Annotated in this window: 13 protein-coding genes; 12 read left to right on the top strand and 1 reads right to left on the bottom strand. The window is 70.6% G+C overall.

The features are described 5' to 3' along the window. Positions 1 to 18 precede the first annotated feature (18 nt). The 8 genes from AS97_RS31040 (at position 19) to glgB (ending at position 13,822) form a co-directional block, all read left to right on the top strand. Positions 19 to 1,851, top strand: coding sequence for a rhamnogalacturonan lyase (locus AS97_RS31040; protein ID WP_247204841.1), 1,833 nt, complete (start codon positions 19 to 21; stop codon positions 1,849 to 1,851). 48 nt (positions 1,852 to 1,899) lie between these two features. Then, positions 1,900 to 2,691 (top strand): pectate lyase, encoded by a 792-nt coding sequence (locus AS97_RS31035; protein WP_059148556.1) that lies wholly within the window; start codon positions 1,900 to 1,902, stop codon positions 2,689 to 2,691. An 87-nt stretch (positions 2,692 to 2,778) separates the two neighbouring features. Further along, the gene (locus tag AS97_RS31030; RefSeq protein ID WP_210566041.1) at positions 2,779 to 3,642 is read left to right on the top strand and encodes a helix-turn-helix transcriptional regulator; all 864 of its coding nucleotides are present in this window, start codon (positions 2,779 to 2,781) and stop codon (positions 3,640 to 3,642) included. Between the two features lie 68 nt (positions 3,643 to 3,710). Then, on the top strand, positions 3,711 to 4,964 hold the full coding sequence (locus AS97_RS31025) for a S8 family peptidase (protein WP_059148554.1): 1,254 nt from the start codon (positions 3,711 to 3,713) through the stop codon (positions 4,962 to 4,964). 279 nt (positions 4,965 to 5,243) lie between these two features. Continuing rightward, positions 5,244 to 7,238 carry an alpha-1,4-glucan--maltose-1-phosphate maltosyltransferase gene (locus AS97_RS31020; RefSeq protein ID WP_059148553.1) on the top strand — a complete coding sequence of 665 codons (1,995 nt, stop codon included), beginning with the start codon at positions 5,244 to 5,246 and terminating at the stop codon, positions 7,236 to 7,238. Further along, the gene (gene treS / locus AS97_RS31015) at positions 7,235 to 8,971 is read left to right on the top strand and encodes a maltose alpha-D-glucosyltransferase (RefSeq protein WP_059148552.1); all 1,737 of its coding nucleotides are present in this window, start codon (positions 7,235 to 7,237) and stop codon (positions 8,969 to 8,971) included. Before AS97_RS31020 ends, treS begins: the two co-directional genes overlap by 4 nt. Before the next feature lie 508 nt (positions 8,972 to 9,479). After that, on the top strand, positions 9,480 to 11,015 hold the full coding sequence (locus AS97_RS31010; protein WP_086711889.1) for a phosphotransferase: 1,536 nt from the start codon (positions 9,480 to 9,482) through the stop codon (positions 11,013 to 11,015). Between the two features lie 614 nt (positions 11,016 to 11,629). Then, a complete protein-coding gene (glgB, locus tag AS97_RS31005) occupies positions 11,630 to 13,822 on the top strand; it encodes a 1,4-alpha-glucan branching enzyme (RefSeq protein ID WP_210567314.1) in 2,193 nt (730 codons plus the stop codon). 267 nt (positions 13,823 to 14,089) lie between these two features. Here glgB and AS97_RS31000 read toward each other — a convergent pair whose 3' ends face one another. Beyond that, complete coding sequence (locus AS97_RS31000) at positions 14,090 to 14,791, bottom strand: FCD domain-containing protein (RefSeq protein WP_059148550.1); 702 nt, start codon at positions 14,789 to 14,791, stop codon at positions 14,090 to 14,092. 251 nt (positions 14,792 to 15,042) lie between these two features. Between AS97_RS31000 and AS97_RS30995 the strand changes: the two genes are divergently transcribed. The 4 genes from AS97_RS30995 (at position 15,043) to AS97_RS30980 (ending at position 19,466) form a co-directional block, all read left to right on the top strand. Continuing rightward, the gene (locus AS97_RS30995; RefSeq protein ID WP_210566040.1) at positions 15,043 to 16,284 is read left to right on the top strand and encodes an aminotransferase class V-fold PLP-dependent enzyme; all 1,242 of its coding nucleotides are present in this window, start codon (positions 15,043 to 15,045) and stop codon (positions 16,282 to 16,284) included. Positions 16,285 to 16,357: 73 nt separating this feature from the next. Beyond that, entirely contained in the window at positions 16,358 to 17,659 is a 1,302-nt protein-coding gene (locus AS97_RS30990) for a sugar ABC transporter substrate-binding protein (RefSeq protein WP_086709718.1), read from the top strand. Between the two features lie 2 nt (positions 17,660 to 17,661). Further along, positions 17,662 to 18,633: a sugar ABC transporter permease gene (locus tag AS97_RS30985; RefSeq protein WP_059148547.1), complete on the top strand. Its 972-nt coding sequence runs from the start codon at positions 17,662 to 17,664 to the stop codon at positions 18,631 to 18,633. Continuing rightward, entirely contained in the window at positions 18,630 to 19,466 is an 837-nt protein-coding gene (locus AS97_RS30980) for a carbohydrate ABC transporter permease (RefSeq protein WP_059148546.1), read from the top strand. The genes AS97_RS30985 and AS97_RS30980 overlap by 4 nt, the downstream gene beginning before the upstream one ends. Positions 19,467 to 19,955: the final 489 nt, after the last annotated feature.

The raw sequence follows: 19,955 nt of genomic DNA, 5'->3' as shown, positions 1-19,955 counted from the left end.
CCGGCCCGCGTCCGGATGATGGCGGCCGCCTGCGCGGCGGGCGCGCTGACCGTCACCTCGCTGGTGAGCGTCTCGGAGGCCGCCGGGGGCAAGGGGCCCGCGCCGAAGGCGGCCGCCGCGGCCCAGCTCGAGAAGCTGGACCGGGGGCTGGTGAGCGTGCACACCGGCAATGACAACCTGGTCAGCTGGCGCTGGCTGGCCACCGACCCGGACGGTGTGACGTTCAACCTCTACCGGGGCGCCGTCAAGGTCAACTCCTCCCCCATCACCACCACCAACTACCTGCACAAGGACGTGCCGAACAGCGCCGACTACACCGTGCGGGCCATCGTGGGCGGGGCGGAGCAGCCCGCCTCGCCGAGCGCGATCCAGTTCCGCCCGGGGTACTACGATGTCCCGATCTCACCCCCGGCGGGCGGCTCGGACTACACCTATGAGGCGAATGACGCCTCGGTGGGCGACCTCGACGGCGACGGCGACCTGGACTTCGTCCTGAAGTGGCAGCCGACCAACGCCAAGGACAACTCCCAGTCGGGCGTCACCGGCAACACCGTCGTCGACGGCTACACCCTCCAGGGGCAGCGGCTGTGGCGGATCGACCTGGGCCGCAACATCCGCTCCGGCGCCCACTACACCCAGTTCCAGGTGTACGACTACGACGGCGACGGCCAGGCCGAGATCGCGATGAAGACCGCGGACGGCACGGTCGACGGCGCCGGTAAGACCATCGGCAGCGCCTCCGCCGACTACCGCGACTCCAGCGGCTATGTGCTCAGCGGACCCGAATATCTGACGATGTTCAACGGCCGTACGGGCGCCGCGATGAGCACGGTGGACTACGTCCCGCCGCGCGGCACCGTCTCCTCCTGGGGCGACTCCTACGGCAACCGCGTGGACCGCTTCCTGGCCGGGACGGCGTATCTCAACGGCTCCACCCCCTCGCTGATCGAGGCGCGCGGCTACTACACCCGCACCGTGATCTCCGCCTGGAGGTTCAGCGGAGGCCAGCTCACCCGGCAGTGGACGTTCGACACCAACAGCTCCACCAACACCGGCAAGGGCTACGACGGCCAGGGCAACCACGCGCTGGCCACCGGCGATGTGGACGGCGACGGCAGGGACGAGATCGTCTACGGCTCGATGGCCGTGGACGACAACGGCTCGGGGCTGTGGACCAACAGATACGGCCACGGCGACGCCGCCCACCTCGGCGACCTCGACCCCGCGCGGCCGGGTCTGGAGTACTTCAAGGTGGACGAGGACTCCGCCAAGCCGGGCTCGTACTTCGCCGACGCCCGCACCGGCCAGGTGCTGTGGTCCACCGCGTCCGGCGGGGACAACGGGCGCGGTGTGGCCGGTGACATCTGGGCGGGCAACGACGGCGCCGAGATGTGGTCCGCGCGGGACGACCAGATCCGCGACGAGGGCGGCGGCGCCAAGGGCCGCAAGCCCTCCTCGATCAACTTCCTGGCCTGGTGGGACGGCGATCCGGTGCGCGAGCTGCTGGACGGCACCCACATCGACAAGTACGGCACCTCGGGTGACGCCCGGCTGCTCACCGGCTCCGGGGTGCACTCCAACAACGGCACCAAGGCCACCCCGTCGCTGTCCGGTGACATCCTCGGCGACTGGCGCGAGGAGGTGGTCTGGCCGACCAGCGACAACAAGGCGCTGCGGATCTACTCCACGCCGTACGAGACCGACCGGAAGATCACCACGCTGCTCCATGACCGGCAGTACCGCGAGGCGCTGGCCTGGCAGAACACCGCCTACAACCAGCCCCCGCACCCCAGCTTCTTCCTCGGCGACAAGATGGCGACCCCGCCGCGGCCGGCCATCACCACCCCCTGAGACCACCCGACGCACCTGCGTACCCACCCGCACAGAAGGAGAATTGGCATGTCCGAATCACGCACCAGGCACCGGGCGGCGGCCGCCGTCCTCGGCGCCGTCGCCCTCACTGCGGGGGCGATCACCACCGGGCTGACCCTGCCCGCCGCCTCCGCCGCCAGCTGGCCCTCGCCCAACGGCAGCCAGGCGGTCACCAAGAGCATCCCGGTCAGCGGGACCGTCGACGGCGGGATGAAGCGCTACTACGGCTCCGGCGACCTGGGCTCCGGCGGCCAGGACGAGGGCCAGGACCCGCTGTTCGACCTGAAGGACGGCGCCACCCTGAAGAACGTCATCCTCGGCGCCCCGGCGGCCGACGGCGTGCACTGCGCCGGCAGCTGCACCCTGCAGAACGTCTGGTGGGAGGATGTCGGCGAGGACGCCGCCACCTTCCGCGGCACCGGCAAGACGTACAACGTGATCGGCGGTGGCGCCCGCAAGGCGTCCGACAAGGTGTTCCAGTTCAACGGCGGCGGCACGCTCAACATCTCGGGCTTCGCCGTCCAGGACTTCGGCAAGCTGGTCCGCTCCTGCGGCAACTGCTCATCGCAGTACAAGCGCACCATCAACGTGAGCAACACCGAGGTCACCGCCCCGGGCAAGGCCATCGGCGGAATCAACACCAACTACGGCGACTCGCTGACCCTGCGCGGCATCACGATCATCGGGGACAGCAGCAAGAAGATCGTCCCCTGCCAGAAGTACATCGGGAACAACACGGGCAAGGAGCCCACCGAGAACGGCAGCGGCCCCGACGGCACCTACTGCAAGTACAGCTCCTCGGACATCACCTACAGGTGATCGCCGCCTAGCCACGAACCGCCGCGCGCCGTGCCTGACCCTCGCAGGGACAGGCACGGCGCGTGCCCATGCCCGACACTGGCGGGTATGGACACAACCGCCGAGCTGGGGAGTTTTCTGCGCACCCGCCGCGCCGGGCTGCGCCCCGAGGACGTCGGCCTGGTCGCGTACGGGACCCGGCGCCGCGTCCCGGGGCTGCGCCGCGAGGAGCTGGCGCAGCTGGCCGGGGTGAGCGTGGCGTACTACACCCGGCTGGAACAGGGCCAGTCCACCGGTGCCTCGGACGGGGTGCTGGACGCCATCGCCCGCGCGCTGCGGCTGAGCCCCGACGAGCGGGCGCACTTGAGCAATCTGGCCCGTCCGCCGCGCACCGCGCGCCGTCCCGCGCCGCGCGCCGGCTCCGCGCGCCCGGCGACCCGGCGGCTGATCGCCGCGATGGACGGGGTACCGGCCGTGGTCCTCGACCGCCGCTTCGACGTCCTGGCGTGGAATCCGCTGGGGCATGCCCTGATCGCCGGGCATCTGCGCGCCGACGCGCCCGAGCGGCCCGCCGCCCGGCCCAATACCCAGCGGATGCTGTTCCTCGATCCGCACACCCGTGAGCTGTATCCGGACTGGCCGGGCGAGGCGCGGCGGGCGGTCTCCTCGCTGCGGGTGGCGGCGGGCGCGCACCCCGACGACCGGCGGCTCGCCGAGCTGGTCGGCGAACTGTCCATGAAGTGCGCGGAGTTCGCGGCGCTGTGGTCGCGCCATCCGGTGCGCCGGTGCGCGTTCGGCACCAAGTCCTTCCACCACCCGCTGGTGGGGCCGCTGGAGCTGGACTTCGAGATGACCCGGCTGCCGGACTCGGGGGGCCACGGGCTGCTGATGTACGGGGCGGAGCCGGGTTCGCCGTCGGAGGCGGCGCTGCGGCTGCTGGCGCGAGAGGCCGTCACGTTTTACGCCCCCTGATGCGCCCTTGTCGGGATCTTTCGTCCCACGCCACGCTTGCGCCGTCGAGTTGGGGAGGGGATCGTTCCATGGCATGCGCGTCTGCGGGCCCCCGGCGGAGGGTGGCGGCGCCGGCCGCCGTCGTCGCGGTGGTCCTGGTGGTCTTGTCGCCCGCTCAGACCGTTCCCGCGCAGGGGGTCCAGGCCACGGGCGGGGCTGGGGCCCACGGCCAGATCGCGGCGGACCACGGCTATATCGTCGCCCTGAAGCGGGGCACAGGAGCGCCCCCGGCGGCGTCCGGGGCGGGCCGGGCGCTGGTCGAGCGGTACGGGGCGCGGGTGCGCCGGGTCTACGGCTCCGCGCTCAACGGCTACGCGGTACGGGCGAACGCGGCGCAGGCCGGGCGGCTGGCGGCCGATCCGCGCATCGCCTCGGTGACCCGGGACGAGCGGGTGTCCCTGCGGTGGACCCGGTTGCGGCTGCCGGTCCCGCCCCGCCGCCAGGCGCGGCCGCCCTGGGGCCTGGACCGGATCGACCAGCCGGACCGGCCGCTGGACGGGGCGTACACCGCGCCCGGCGGCGGCGGGCGCGGGACCACGATCTATGTCATCGACTCCGGGGTCCGCGCCTCCCATGAGGACTTCGGCGGCCGGGCCCGCTCCGGCTGGGACTTCGTGGACGACGATCCGGTGGCCGAGGACGGCAACGGCCATGGCACCCATGTGGCCGCCACGGCGGCGGGCACCCGCTATGGCGTGGCGAAGAAGGCCGCGATCGTGGCCGTCCGGGTGCTGGACGACCGGGGCGAGGGCACCATCGCCCAGGTGCTGGCCGGGATGGACTGGGTACTGCGACACGCCAAGCGGCCCGCGGTGGTCAATCTGAGCCTGGGCTCGGCGGCCGCCACCCCGCTGCCCGAATGGGACGCGGCGGTGCGGACGGGGATCGCGGCCGGTCTGGTCTTCACCGTGGCGGCGGGCAATCAGGACCGGCCCGCCGCCTCGTTCTCGCCGGGCCGGGTGCCGGGGGCGCTCACGGTGGGCTCGACCGACCGCGCCGACCGGCGCTCGGGCTTCTCCAACTGGGGCCCCGGCATTGACCTGTTCGCGCCCGGCGACCGGATCGTCTCGGCGTCGAACGCCGGCGATACGGCGACCAGGACGCTGTCGGGCACCTCGATGGCGGCCCCGCATGTCGCGGGCGCCGCCGCGCTGTATCTGGCCGGCCACCGCTTCGCCACTCCGGCCCAGGTGGGCGCGGCATTGATAGCCGGGGCGAGCAGGGGCCGGGTGCGCGACGCGGGCGCGGGCTCACCGAACCGTCTGCCGCGGGTAGCCAACTGACGTAGCGACAGAACGTATCGGGTGGACGGTCCCGCCTACGGGCGGGACCGATTCATGTACCCGGCGTTACGAACCGGTAGTTAACGGGAACCCGGATTGTCTCCCCGTTCCACAGGGGAAGGCTTTCCACGCGCGCCCCCCATGGCCGACCCCATCCGCCCACCAGAGTGAACGCGGACAGGAGCTGTCATGCCCGCAACCCATCGCCCGGCGGCAAAACCGATACAAAGGACAAAAGCCGCCCTAGCGTCTCCATCCGCAACGCCGTCAGGTGATCCTATGATCGGTCGCATTCCCATTCTGGATATCCGCCCGCTGATCGACTGCGGCCGCCGCCCCGCCAAGGCGGTGGTGGACGAGACCTTCGAGGTCAGCGCCACCGTGTTCCGGGAGGGCCATGACGCGGTCAACGCCAATGTGGTCCTCCGCGATCCATCCGGGCGCTCGGGCCCCTGGACCCCGATGCGCGAACTCGCCCCCGGCACCGACCGCTGGGGCGCCGAGGTCACGCCCGGCGCGCCCGGCCGCTGGACGTACACCGTCGAGGCATGGAGCGATCCGATCGCCACCTGGCGCCACCACGCCCGGATCAAGATCCCGGCCGGGATCGACACCGATCTGGTCCTGGAGGAGGGGGCCCGGCTGCATGAGCGGGCCGCCACCGGAGTGCCCAAGAACGACGGCCGGGAGGCGGTCCTGGCGGCCGTCGACGGGCTGCGCGACGAGCGCCGCCCGGTGGCCGACCGGCTCGCCGCCGCGCTCGCGCCCGATGTGACCGCGGCCCTCGACCGCCATCCCCTGCGGGAGTTGGTCACCTCCTCGCGCCCGATGCCGCTGCAGGTGGACCGGGAGCGTGCGCTGTTCGGCTCCTGGTACGAGCTCTTCCCCCGCTCGGAGGGGGCCAGGGTGGCCGAGGGGCGGCGGCCGGTCAGCGGCACCCTGCGCACCGCCGCCGAGCGACTGCCCGCCCTGGCCGCAGCGGGCTTCGACGTCGTCTATCTGCCGCCGATCCACCCCATCGGCACCGCCTTCCGCAAGGGCCCCAACAACACCCTCTCCGCCGGCCCCTTCGACGTGGGCTCCCCGTGGGCCATCGGCTCGGCCGACGGCGGCCATGACGCGATCCATCCCGACCTCGGCACTCTGGAGGACTTCGACCACTTCGTGGCGCGCGCCCGTGAGCTGCGCATGGAGGTCGCGCTGGACTTCGCGCTCCAGTGCTCCCCGGACCACCCCTGGGTCACCGAGCACCCCGAGTGGTTCCACCAGCGCGCCGACGGCACCGTCGCGTACGCCGAGAACCCGCCCAAGAAGTACCAGGACATCTTTCCCGTAGCCTTCGACCGGGACTTCCACGGCCTGGTCCGGGAGACCGAGCGGGTGCTGCGCTTCTGGATGGAGCACGGGGTGCGGATCTTCCGGGTGGACAATCCGCACACCAAACCGGTGGTCTTCTGGGAGAAGGTGCTCGGCGACATCCACCGCACCCACCCCGATGTCCTCTTCCTCGCCGAGGCGTTCACCCGCCCGGCGATGATGAACACCCTCGGCGCGGTCGGCTTCCACCAGTCGTACACCTACTTCACCTGGCGGAACACCAAACAGGAACTCACCGACTACCTCACCGAGCTGGCCGGGGACGCGGCCGCCTGGATGCGGCCCAACTTCTTCGTCAACACCCCCGACATCCTGCACGCCTACCTCCAGGAGGGCGGCCGCCCCGCCTTCGAGGCGCGGGCCGTGCTCGCCGCCACCCTCTCGCCCACCTGGGGCGTCTACGCGGGTTACGAACTGTGCGAGAACACCCCGGTGCGGGCGGGGAGCGAGGAGTACCTGGACTCGGAGAAGTATCAGCTACGGCCGCGCGACTGGGCGGCGGCCGAGCGCGAGGGCAGAACGATCACGCCGCTGCTCGCCCGGCTGAACCGGCTGCGCCGCCGCCATCCCGCCCTGCGGCGGCTGCGCAACCTCAGATTCCACCACGCCGACAACGATTCCGTCATCGTCTACTCCAAGCGCGCCGGCGACTCGTGTGTGGTCACGGTCGTCAACCTGGACCCTCACCACACCCAGGAGGCGACGGTCTCGTTGAACATGCCGGAACTCGGCCTCGAGTGGCATGAGTCCGTCCCGGTGCGCGACGAGCTCACCGGCGAGACCTATCACTGGGGCAGGGACAACTATGTGCGCCTGGAGCCGGGGCGTGAGGTGGCTCCGGCACATGTGCTGTCCCTGCGACCGTCCTCACCGATCGGAGGGTCACCCACAACATGATCGTCAACGAGCCCGTACCGGACACGTTCGAGGACACGCCCGCGAAGGACCGTGATCCCGACTGGTTCAAGCGCGCCGTCTTCTACGAGGTCCTGGTGCGCTCCTTCCAGGACAGCAACGGGGACGGCGTCGGCGACCTCAAGGGCCTGACGGCCAAGCTGGACTATCTGCAGTGGCTGGGCGTGGACTGCCTGTGGCTGCCGCCGTTCTTCGCCTCACCGCTGCGCGACGGCGGCTATGACGTCTCGGACTACACCGCCGTGCTGCCGGAGTTCGGGGACCTCGCGGACTTCGTGGAGTTCGTCGACGCCGCGCATCAGCGCGGGATGCGCGTGATCATCGACTTTGTCATGAACCACACGAGCGACCAGCATCCATGGTTCCAGGAGTCCCGCAGCGACCCGGACGGACCGTACGGCGAGTACTACGTATGGGCCGACGACGACAAGCAGTACCAGGACGCGCGGATCATCTTCGTCGACACCGAGGCGTCCAACTGGACCTTTGATCCGGTACGCAAGCAGTACTACTGGCACCGCTTCTTCTCGCACCAGCCGGATCTCAACTTCGAGAACCCGGCCGTCCAGGAGGAAGTACTGGCCGCCCTGCGCTTCTGGCTGGACCTGGGCATCGACGGATTCCGGCTCGACGCCGTCCCGTATCTGTATGCCGAGGAGGGCACCAACTGCGAGAACCTCCCGCGCACCCATGAGCTGCTCAAGCGCGTCCGGGCCGAGATCGACGCCCACTACCCCGACACCGTGCTGCTGGCCGAGGCCAATCAGTGGCCGGAGGACGTCGTCGACTACTTCGGCGACTTCACGGCGGGCGGCGACGAATGCCATATGGCCTTCCACTTCCCGGTGATGCCGCGCATCTTCATGGCGGTGCGGCGCGAGTCCCGCTATCCGGTCTCGGAGATCCTCGCCAAGACCCCCGCCATCCCCTCCGGCTGTCAGTGGGGCATCTTCCTGCGCAACCACGACGAGCTGACGCTGGAGATGGTCACCGACGAAGAGCGCGACTACATGTACGCGGAGTACGCCAAGGACCCCAGAATGCGGGCCAACATCGGCATCCGCAGACGACTGGCCCCCCTGCTGGACAACGACCGCAACCAGATCGAGCTGTTCACCGCGCTGCTGCTGTCCCTGCCCGGCTCGCCGATCCTCTACTACGGCGACGAGATCGGCATGGGCGACAACATCTGGCTCGGCGACCGCGACGCCGTGCGCACCCCCATGCAGTGGACCCCCGACCGGAACGCGGGCTTCTCCTCCTGCGATCCGGGGCGGCTGTTCCTGCCGACCATCATGGACCCGGTCTACGGCTATCAGGTCACCAATGTCGAGGCGGCCATGAGCAGCCCGTCCTCGCTGCTGCACTGGACCCGCCGGATGATCGAGATCCGGAAGCAGAACCCCGCCTTCGGGCTCGGCTCCTTCACCGAGCTGCCGTCCTCCAACCCGGCGGTCCTCGCCTTCCTGCGCGAGGCCCCCTCCACCCGGGACGGCGAGGACGACCTGGTGCTGTGCGTGAACAACTTCTCGCGCTTCGCCCAGCCCACCGAGCTGGATCTGCAGTCCTTCGCGGGCCGCCATCCGGTCGAGCTGATCGGCGGGGTCCGCTTCCCGGCCATCGGGGAGCTGCCGTATCTGCTGACCATGGCCGGCCACGGCTTCTACTGGTTCCGGCTGCGGCGCAACGAGGCGATGGGGCACTGGACCGACTGAGGCGCCCCGAAGGGGCGCGGGGCTGTGTCGATGTGCGGCTCCGCCGCGTGGGCGCGACCAGCCACGATGGCGGCGCAGACGGTCGACGGCAGGCCGGGGCACAGGGGCTCCGCCCCTGGACCCCGGGGTCTGGGGCGGAAGCCCCGCCTTCCAGCCCCTCCGGCGCTTGAGGAGCGGGGTCTGGGGCGGAGCCCCAGTTGTGGGAAGGGGCGGGGAGGGGGACAGCCCGCCCCAGGCGCCAAGACCGCCGTGTGGTTTCGGCCGGGCACGGCCTCCCCCGGTCCTCGCTCCTTCGTACGCGTCCATCTCGGGCGCGTACGGGCGTTTTCGACCCCCCGTCATGGGCACTCTGTACTCACATGCGCCACCGGCGGACCCGATCGCGTACACCGAGCTCGCCGTACGGACGATCCTCGCCCGACACGTCCCGCACCGTCGCACAGTCAATGCCGCAATCCGGGACACTTTGCCCTGATCTGTCGTGTGCCCGGGGAAAGGACGCGACGCCATGCCGGAAGCTCCGCTCTCCCGGGGGGCACAACACCCGCCGCCCGCCGTACCGCGGGACCAGCCCCCGACGTCCGCCATCCGCACCACCACGGCCGCGGGCCCGTCCGGGCTGCTCACCTCGCTCGCGCCGCTGCTCGCCGAGTGGCTGCCCCGCCAGCGCTGGTTCGCGGGCAAGGGCCGTCCCGTCACCGGCTTCGCGCTGGTCTCCGCGACCGAGCTGCTGCCGTGGCGGTCGGGCGGCGGCATGCCCGGGCTGCTCCATCTGCTGATCCGCGCCCAGCAGCCGGAGCCGCCCGGCCACCGGCACGGCTTCGGCTGCGGCCATCGGCGCGGGGCGGCGGCCAGCGACTGCTACCAGCTCCTGCTCGGGGCGCGCCCCACCCTTCCGCCGCCGCTCGCCCCCGCGCTGATCGGCCGGCCCAGCGGCGGGCCGCTGGACGGGCAGACGGTGTACGAGGCGCTGTTCGACCCCCGGCTCACCACGCTGCTGCTGGAGCGGCTGCGGATGCCTGGGCGGCTCGGCCCGCTGCGCTTCGTACGGGAGCCGTCCAGCGCGATTCCCTCCGCGCTGCCGCCCCGGGTGATGACCGCCGAGCAGTCCAACTCCTCGGTGATCTACGGCGATACGTTTATTCTCAAACTTTTCCGCAGGGTCAGCCCCGGCACCAACCCCGACCTCGAACTCCCCCTCGCGCTCGCCCACACCGGCTGCACCCGGGTGCCCGCGCCCGCCGCCTGGTTCGAGGCCGAGCCGCCGGCCGAGGGCGCCGTGCCCCCGCCGGAGCCCGTCACCCTGGGGGTGCTGCAGCCCTTCCTGACCGGTTCCCGGGACGGCTGGCAGCTCGCGCTCGACGCCCTGGCCGCCGACGGCGACTTCACCGAGGCCGCCCACGCACTGGGGCGGGCGACCGCCGAGGTCCATCTGGCGATGGCCCGGGCCCTGCCCACCTCCGTGCTGCGCCGCCCGCAGATCGACCATCTCGCCGCCGCCATGAGCGAGCGCCTCGACTCGGCCGCCGGCGCGGTGCCCGCCCTCCAGCCGTACCGCGCCGAGCTGCACGGCGCGTACGAGGACCTGGCCGCGCTGGGGCGCGCGGGCCGCACCTGGGCGGCCCAGCGCATCCACGGCGATCTGCATCTGGGGCAGGCGCTGCTGACCGGGGACGGCGGCGGTGGCGGAGGCGGGCGGTGGTCGCTGATCGACTTCGAGGGCGAGCCGTCCCGTCCGCTGGCCGAGCGCCGCCGCCCGCAGCCGCCGGTGCGCGATATCGCGGGCATGCTGCGGTCCTTCGACTACGCGGCGGCCGTGGGACGCCATGAGCGCCCGCAGGAGTGGGCCGGCCGCACCCGCGCCGCGTACTGCGCGGGCTATGCGGAGGCGTCCGGCACCGATCCGCGCGACGAACCGGAGCTGCTGCGCGCCCATGAGACCGACAAGGCCGTCTACGAAGTGCTCTACGAGGCGCGGCACCGCCCCGACTGGCTGTCCGTCCCGATGACCGCGATCCGCCGCCTCGCCACCACCCGCGCCTGACCCATGGGGACACGGGCGGCACCGGCCCCGGCGCGGCCCCGGGCCCCGGCTCCCACGGACCGTCGCCGCACGGTCCCCGCCCGCTCCCCCGCTTCCGACCGTCCGACGCCCGACACCTCCGGGAGGACCACCCCGTGACCGCACGACCGCCGTCCGGCCAGCACCCGTCCGACGAGGGACCGGGCCACCCACCCGCCGCCACGACCGGTCCGGCGGCCCCGGGAGTCCCTCCGACCTTCCTCCCCGGCCACACCGGCCCCCGTCCGCGGCCCGAGCGCCGCGCCGAGCGCCCGGCCCCCGGGGACGCCCCGGGGCGGGCTCCGTCCCCCCGCGAGGACGCCGCGTCCGCCGAGTCGGCGGGCGTCAGGCCCGCGCCCCACCGGGAATCCCCCGACTCGGCCGCCGCGACGGCGGACCAGCAGGAGGCCGCCGACCGCGGCCGCCCCGGCCGCGAGGCGCGGGTGTCCTACGGTGCCGCGCCCGTGCCCCGCGCGCCGCGCGCGGACCAGGCGCGGCACGACGAGTCCGACGGCGCGGCCGAGCCGTCGCGCGTCGCCGGGCGGCCCGTGGCCGGGGGCGGCGGGCAGGCTGACGAGGCGTACGACGAGCACGGGGTGCGGCCCGCGCCCGCGCTCGGGGACGAGGAGCGGCGGCGGCTGCTGACCGGGGCGCACCACGCACCGCACGACCTGCTCGGCGCCCACCCCGTGCGCGGCGGTGTGCTCTTCCGCTGCCTGCGCCCGTACGCCCGCTCGGTGACCGTCGCGGCCGCCGGGCTGCGCGCCCGGCTGCGGGCCGAGGGGGACGGGCTGTTCTCCGGGGTGCTGCCGCTGCGGGAGATCCCGGAGTACCGGCTGCTGGTGACGTACGAGGACGCCGAGCTGGAGCTGCACGACCCGTACCGCTTCCTGCCCACCCTCGGCGAGCTCGATCTGCACCTCATCGGCGAGGGCCGGCACGAGGAGCTGTGGCGGGCGCTCGGCGCGCACCCGATGACCCACCAGGGCGTGTCCGGCACCCGCTTCACCGTATGGGCGCCCAATGCCCTCGGGGTACGGCTGACCGGCGACTTCACCTACTGGGACGGCACCGCGCTGCCGATGCGCTCACTCGGCGGCAGCGGCGTGTGGGAGCTGTTCCTGCCCGGTGTCGGCGAGGGCGCGCTCTACAAGTTCGAGATCACCCGGCCCGACGGCGGCCGCTCCCTGCGCGCCGACCCGATGGCGCGGCGCACCGAGTGCCCGCCCGCCACCGCCTCCGTCGTCCATGCCTCGCACCACCGCTGGGGGGATGAGGCATGGCTGGCGCGCCGGGAGGGCGGGCGCGTCCATGAGCTGCCGTTCTCCGTCTATGAGGTGCATCTGCCGTCCTGGCGGCCGGGGCTGACCTACCGGCAGCTCGCGGAGCAGCTCCCCGCGTACGTGAAGGACCTCGGCTTCACCCATGTCGAGCTGATGCCGGTGGCCGAGCACCCCTTCGGCGGCTCCTGGGGCTACCAGGTGACCGGTTTCTACGCGCCCACGGCCCGGCTGGGCACCCCCGACGACTTCAAGTACCTGGTGGACGCGTTGCACCAGGCGGGCATCGGGGTGCTGGTGGACTGGGTGCCCGCGCATTTCCCCAAGGACGCCTGGGCGCTGGCCGAGTTCGACGGCCGTCCGCTGTACGAGCCCGCGGATCCACTGCGGGCCGCGCATCCCGACTGGGGCACGCTGGAGTTCGACTACGGGCGCACCGAGGTGCGCAACTTCCTGGTGGCGAACGCCGTCTACTGGTGCGAGGAGTTCCACATCGACGGTCTGCGGGTGGACGCCGTCGCCTCCATGCTCTACCTCGACTACTCCCGCGAGCCCGGCCAGTGGACGCCCAACGCGCACGGCGGCCGGGAGAACCTGGACGCGGTCGCCTTCCTGCAGGAGATGAACGCGACCGTCTACCGCCGCTGCCCGGGTGTGATCACCATCGCCGAGGAGTCGACCGCGTGGGACGGGGTCACCCGGGCCACCCACCATGTGGGCCCCAGCGGCTTCGGCGGCCTCGGCTTCGGGCTGAAGTGGAACATGGGGTGGATGCACGACTCGCTGGCCTATCTCGCACATGAGCCGGTGTACCGCGCCTACCACCACCATGAGATGACCTTCTCGATGGTGTACGCGTACAGCGAGAACTATGTGCTGCCGATCTCGCACGACGAGGTGGTGCACGGCAAACGGGCCCTGGTGTCGAAGATGCCCGGCGACTGGTGGCAGCAGAGGGCCAACCACCGCGCGTACCTCGGCTTCATGTGGGCCCATCCGGGCAAGCAACTGCTCTTCATGGGGCAGGAGTTCGCCCAGGGTGCCGAGTGGTCGGAGGCCCACGGACCCGACTGGTGGCTGCTGGATCCGTCGTACTCCGCCGAGCCCGACCACCGGGGCGTCCGCGATCTGGTCCGCGACCTGAACCGGGTGTACGCGGCCACGCCCGCGCTGTGGCAGCGGGACACCGACCCCGAGGGCTTCTCCTGGATCGAGGGCGATGCCCGCGAGGACAATGTCTTCGCCTTCCTCCGCTTCGACGCCGACGGCTCCCCGCTGCTGGCCATCAGCAACTTCTCCCCGGTGGTCCGCCAGGACTACCGCATCGGGACGCCGGAGGCGGTGCCGGTGTGGCGCGAGGTGCTGAACACCGACGACGGGCGGTACGGCGGCAGCGGTGTGGCCAACGCCGAGCCGCTGAAGGCCGAGCCCACGGGGTGGCACGGGCGTCCGGCCTCCATCCTGCCGGTGCTGCCGCCGCTGGCCACGATCTGGCTGCGGCCCGCCTGAGAGCCTGTCGGGTGGCTGATCGTAAGCGGTACGTGATCGGTGCCGTGAGTGTGCCGGGCATGGCGAAGGCCCCGGAATGGTCACGTGGTGTGTGCCAGTACGACAACCAACTCCGGGGCCGCCGACGGCCCATGCTGCCCGTCCAGCCTGACCGATGGGATGCGGGAGGTCATCCGGCCCCTGCCGCGAGTGCGAAGCGCCCTCGTTGACACAGCCGTTGACGACCCCTCGGCAGAAACCGGTGGGCCGGACCGGCCCCGATGTGACTCAGTCGGGGATGTTGTTCTCCTCGATGGGTGGCATGTAGGCGCGCAGCCACCGTTCGGTCTGGGCGACGTGGGACTCGGCCGCGCCCGCCGCGGCGCCGGGGTCCCGGTCGGCGATCGCCTGGGCCAGCACACGGTGGTCCTCGTCGCTCTTGCGCCGCAGTTCAGGGCCATCGGGGAGATTGAAGACCTGGTACTTGCGGGACCGGGCGCGGAAGACGGCGAGCAGGGAGACAAGGGTCGGGTTGCCGCCGATCCGGGCGATCTCGGTGTGGAAGCGGTGGTCGAGCTCGGAAGCCTCGGTGGAGTCCTCGGCCGCTTCCATGGCTTCGATGAGGGAGAAGAGCGCCTCCACCGCCTCCGGGGTGGCACGCGCGGCGGCCTTCGCGGCGATATGGGCCTCGAGCACCCGCCGGATCTCGTAGACCTCCAGCAGGCCGGTCAGCGGCAGCAGTTCGAGAGTCAGCGAGAGGCTGCCGATGATGTCCTCGGGCCTGAGCGGGGAGACATAGGTACCGGAGCCATGGCGCGGTTCGACCACTCCCAGGGCGGCGAGCATGCGCACGGCCTCACGCAACGGCCCCCGTGAGACGCCCAGCTCCTCGCAGAGATCCGCCTCCGGCGGAATGCGCTCGCCCGCGCCGAGGCGCCCCGACGCGATCATGTGCCGTAGGCCGTGGAACGCCTTGTCGACTGCTGACATCCGATTCCTCTCCGACACGGCCCAGCGGGTTCGCCGACCGGCCTCGGTGCACTGTAGCGATGCGGTGGACGTCGTCAGTCATCGAAAGTCATCAGATGTCCTGCGGGCGTGGACCGAAATTCATCTGATGACCGGCCGCCCACACCCCTTGTTTGAGGGAAAACTCTATGTCAGCATGCGGACTCATCATACATGTCCTGGTCGTGATCTGGTGTCTTACGAGGCACTCGGGTCCTTGGATGGGGAGTCCTGTGAGCGAGACCGAGGTCACCACCGCACCGCGCCCCCTGTTGCTGCCCGACGGCCGGCCCGCCGCGCGGGCCTGGTCGCTGGACCCCGCCCTGCTCCATCTCAACCACGGTTCGTTCGGGGCGGTTCCCCTCGTGGCACAGGAGCGGCAGAACCTGCTGCGCGAAGAGATGGACCGCTCCCCGGTGGTGTGGTTCCCGGCGCTGCCGCAACGTGTCGCCAACGCCCGGGTCGACATCGCGGCCTTCCTGCGGGTCGCCCCCGGCGACCTGGCCCTGGTGCCGAACGCGAGCGCGGGCGTCAGCACCGTCTACGCGGCGCTCGACCCGCGCCCCGGCGGGGAGATCGTCGTCACCGACCACGGCTACGGAGCCGTCACCATGGGGGCCGAGCGGCTGGCACGCCGCTGGGGCGGCCGGGTGCGCACCGCCAGGGTGCCGCTGGCGGCGGACGAGGAGCAGGCGTACGAGGCGGTGGTGGCCGAGTTGAGCGATGCCACCGGCCTCATCGTCCTCGACCACATCACCTCCGCGACCGCACGCCGGATGCCGGTGGACCGGGTGGGCGCCGAGGCGCAGCGGCGTGGTATCCCGCTGCTGGTGGACGGTGCACACGCCCCTGGACTGATCGCCGCCCCGCTCTCCGGTGTGACCTGCGACTTCTGGGTCGGCAATCTGCACAAGTGGCCCTGCGCGCCGCGCGGCACCGCGGCGCTGGTAGCCCGCGGCCCGCTGCGTGCGGGGCTCCACCCGCTGATCGACTCGTGGAGCGCGGCCGATCCGTACCCCGACCGCTTCGACCAGCAGGGCACGCTGGACACCACCGGCTATCTCGCGACACCGACGGCGCTCGGCTTCATCGAGCACACCTGGGGCTGGGAGACCGCGCGCCGGTACATGGACGACCTGGCCGGCTACGCCGAGCAGGTCGTCGGCGCCGCGTTCGCCGAGCTGACCGGTGTCAGCAGCGCCGTCGACGTCGGTATGCCGGTCCCCGGTATGCGGCTGGTGCGGCTGCCCGCGGGCCTTGCCGCCACCCGCGTCGAGGCGGACGCCCTGCGCGACCGGGTCGCCGGGGAGCTGGGCGTGGAGACGGCCTTCACCAGTTTCGGCGGCGTCGGCTATCTGCGGCTGTCCGCACACGTCTACAACACGGCCGCCGACTACGAGTACTTCGCCGAGTCCTGCGTCCCCGTCCTCGGCGAGTGGGCCGCTTCGGCCCGCGGGCACCACAGCGGGTCGTAGCGAAACCCAGCGTTCCCCCCTCATCCCCGAAGCCGCTGCCAGCGCGGACGTCATCCACGGAAAGGTCGGCACGATGAAGAGAAGGACGGCAGCTCTCGCCCTCGGCGCAGCCGCCATGATGGTCCTGACGGGCTGTTCCACCATGAGTCCCGACAAAAACGGGACAGTCACCCTCAATATGGTCGAAAGCCTGACGAACCCGGCCCGCAGCGACCTGCTCAAGGAGCTCATAGCCGACTTCGAGCAGCAGAACCCCAAGATCAAGGTCAATCTGATCTCGCCGCCCACCGAGCAGGCCGACCAGAAGATCCAGCAGATGCTCCAGTCCGGCAGCGGTGTCGATGTCCTCGAGGTGCGGGACATCACCGTCGGCCCGTGGTCGAACAACGGCTGGCTCTACGACATGAAGAAGGACCTGGGGGGCTGGAAGGGCTGGAAAGCCATGACGGAGAACGCCGTCAAGGCCGCCGAGGACACCAAGGGCAGGACCTACTTCGTTCCGTACGGGTTCTACGGACTGAGCCTCTTCTACCGCACCGATCTGACCAAGGAGGCCGGTTTCAGCAAACCGCCGGCCACCTGGGAAGAACTGCTGGAGCAGGCCTCCGCCATCCACGACCCGGCGAAGCGGCGGTACGGCTACGCCTTCCGCGGCGGCGCCAACGCCAACAGCAACGCCACCGCCGTGATCGAGGCGTATGTCGCCGACAAGGTGGACACCTCCAACGGCTACAAGCTCACCAACGGCAAAACCATCTTCTCCGCGCCCGAGGCGCAGGACGCCCTCAAGACCTATCTGAAGCTCTTCAAGGAGGCGTCCCCCAAGTCGTCCGTCTCCTGGGGCTATCCGGAGATGGTCGAGGGCTTCTCCAACGGCTCCACGGGCTTTCTGCTCCAGGACCCCGAAGTGATCGCCACCATCTCGGAGTCCAAGTCGATCAAGAAGGACCAGTGGGACACCGCCCCGCTGGTGGCCGGTCCCAGCGGCAAGACCGTCCAGCCGCTGGCCACCGCCGGGTGGGGGATCGCCGACGGCAGCAAGCACAAGGCCGAGGCCGTCAAGCTGGTGCAGTTCCTCTCCCAGGGCAAGGCGTCGACGTCCTTCACCAAGAAGAACAGCCTGGTCCCGATCCTCAAGTCGGCGATCGCCGACCCGTTCTACAAGACCGGCCCCTGGTCCTCTTACGTCACCATGACCGAACACCCGGAGAAGTACCTCAATGTGAGCCAGCCGCGCGGCGTGGCCTGGTGGACCGAATGGGAGCAGAAGGCCGACGCCGATGTGCAGAAGATGGCGCTCGGCAAGATGACGCCCAAGGAATTGCTGGCCGACTGGGACGCGTACTGGACCAAGAAGTGGGAGCGGGAGAAGTAGACATGCCCGCCACGTCCGCAATCACGAAGGCGGCCAAGCGCCCCTCTCCCAAGAGGGGCGCCCCGCCCGCCCCGGGCCGTCGGCGGCGGGAGTTCACCACCCGCCGCGGCCTGATGATCGCCGCATTCATGGCACCGGCCGCCGTCTTCGTGGCGGTCTTCACCTACTACCCCATGATCGCCGGCAGCCAGATGGCCTTTCGCAACTGGAAGCTGACGGATCTGACCGACACCTCCTGGGTGGGCCTGAAGAACTTTCGTGATGTCTTCGGTGACCCCGTCTGGGACACGGTCCTGAGCAACTCCTTCCTCTGGGTGTTCGGCTCGATCGTGCCCCAGCTGGTGATCGGTTTCGCGCTCGCCCTGTGGCTGCGCCGCCGGTTCCGCTTCCGCGGTCTCTACCAGGCGCTGATCTTCTTCCCCTGGGCGATCTCCGGGTTTCTCATCGGCATCCTGTTCCGCTGGATGTTCAACAGCGAGTTCGGCGTCGTCAACGACCTGTTGCAGAAGGCCGGACTCATCGATGAGCCCATCGCGTGGCTGGCCGATCCGAACACCGCGATGACCGCCGTTCTGATCGCCAACATCTGGTACGGCGTCACCTTCTTCGCCATCATGATCCTGGCCGCGCTCCAGTCGATCCCCGACGAGCTGTACGAGGCGGCGGCACTGGACGGCGCGAGCAAGACGCGCACCCTCTTCCAGATCACCATCCCCTACATCCGCACCACGCTGGCGCTCACCGTGCTGCTGCGGATCATCTGGATCTTCAACTTCCCCGACCTGATCTTCGGGATGACCGGCGGCGGGCCCAACAACGAGACACAGATCGTGACCACGTGGATGATCAAGATCACTCAGCAGGGCGACTACGGCAGGGCCTCCGCGCTCGGCCTCCTCGTGGTCGCCACACTGCTGGTGTTCGCGGTGTTCTTCCTGCTGGCGACGCGCGAGAGGCGAGGGGTGAAGCCATGATCGGCAAAGCGACAGCGACCGGCCGGGCCGTCCGGTTCGCCTTCTTGGGGCTTTGGCTGGTGTTCACGGTCTTCCCGCTCTACTGGATCACCATCACCTCGCTGAAGGCGCCCGGCGACATCTTCGCCTTTCCGATCGACTACTGGCCCGAGCACTTCTCGCTGGAGAACTACCGAGGGCTGTTCGGCAAGGCCGACTTCGGGACCTACGTCTTCAACAGCCTCATCGTCGCGACCGTCGCCGGTGCGGCCGCCACCGCGATCTCGATGCTGTCCGCGTATGTGCTGGCGCGCTTCGAGTTCCGTACCAAGTCCGCACTGCTGATGGCCGCCCTGGTCACCCAGATGATCCCCGCCTTTATCGCCCTGGGCCCGCTGTACCTGCTGATGACCGACCTCTCGCTGGTCGACAACCGGCTCGGGCTCATCCTCGTCTACATCGCCGTGTGCATTCCGTTCTGCACCGTGATGCTCCGCGGTTTCTTCGAGAACATCCCGGACGCTCTGGAGGAGGCCGCCATGATCGACGGGCTGTCCCGGTTCGGAGCCCTGTTCCGGGTGCTGCTTCCCGTGATGAAGCCGGGCATCATCGCCGCGTTCATCTTCAATTTCGTCAACTGCTGGAACGAGCTCTTCCTGTCGGTGACGCTGCTCAACAGCGACAGCAACAAGACCGTCCCCACGGCCCTCAACGGATTCATCTCCAGCTTCAACATCGACTGGGGCTCAATGTCGGCGGCGGCCGTATTCACCATCCTGCCCACGATGTTGTTGTTCGCCTTCGCCAGCCGCCATATCGTCCAGGGGCTCACCTCGGGGGCGGTAAAGGGCTGAGGCGGTCACCCTGACGAGCAGGCGGACACTGGCGGATCCTGATCACTCCGCGATCCGTTCGGCCAGGAGGGCCGCCTGAACGGTCGGCCTTGAGCCGGGCGAGAAGTGATCCGGAAGTGGTCATGGGCCGGACCCTACAGCGGTGTCCGGACAGCGCCGGGCCGCAGCCTGCGCTTCAGTGAAAGGACTGGCGGCCATCCATTCGGAAGGGGGTATCGATGTGACGGGTGAAGACCATGGCCAGGTGGGGATTCACGGTCACGGCGGGATCAGCCCTGGCCATCACCTTCGCGCTGCCCTTACCGGGCGCGGCACGAGCGGACGCGCCGCCGTTGCCGCCCCCGCTCACCGACGACGGGATGGCGGGTGTCGGTTCAGGGCGCGGCGGCGGCCTGGCCGACTGCCGTGCCGGCCGGAGAGCGGGGCACGATCCGCGTACGGACCGGGCCCGGTGCATCCGGCCAGATCACGGTGACGGTCTCACCCTGG

The sequence above is a fragment of the Streptomyces sp. AgN23 genome (assembly GCF_001598115.1).
In the GTDB taxonomy this organism is placed as follows: Bacteria; Actinomycetota; Actinomycetes; order Streptomycetales; family Streptomycetaceae; genus Streptomyces; species Streptomyces antimycoticus.
This window is presented reverse-complemented; position numbering and strand designations above follow the sequence as displayed.